At 75.7% G+C, this 255-nt stretch carries 1 protein-coding gene; it reads left to right on the top strand.

Annotated elements, in window-relative coordinates:
• Positions 1 to 205 (top strand): DUF8462 domain-containing protein (locus AB1471_RS17590; RefSeq protein WP_367781013.1); only part of this gene is annotated, 205 nt, incomplete at its 5' end.
• Positions 206 to 255: the final 50 nt, after the last annotated feature.

Below are 255 nucleotides of genomic sequence, written 5' to 3'. Positions count from 1 at the left end.
CGCGCAACAGGCCGTCATCACGGCCCTTGCCGCCCTCGGGGGTGAGGCACCCCTCGCCGCCGTGGCGGAGCGGCTCGGACGCACCGAGCGGAGCCTGGGACGCGTGCGCGCGGACCTCGTGGCGCGCGGCGTCATCGAGGGGCGCGAGGGGCGGCTCCGGTTCACCGTGCCCGGCTTCGCAGCGTTCGTGGTCGAGAACCACTAGTCCGCGGGGTGGGCGCGCGAGCGACGGGCGAGCCAGGAGATCACGAGACC

Source organism: Jeotgalibacillus marinus (assembly GCF_040801915.1).
GTDB classification, from domain to species: domain Bacteria; phylum Bacillota; class Bacilli; order Bacillales; family Jeotgalibacillaceae; genus Jeotgalibacillus; species Jeotgalibacillus marinus.
The sequence above is the reverse complement of the archived record's forward strand: the minus strand, read 5'-3'. Positions and strand labels throughout refer to the sequence as shown.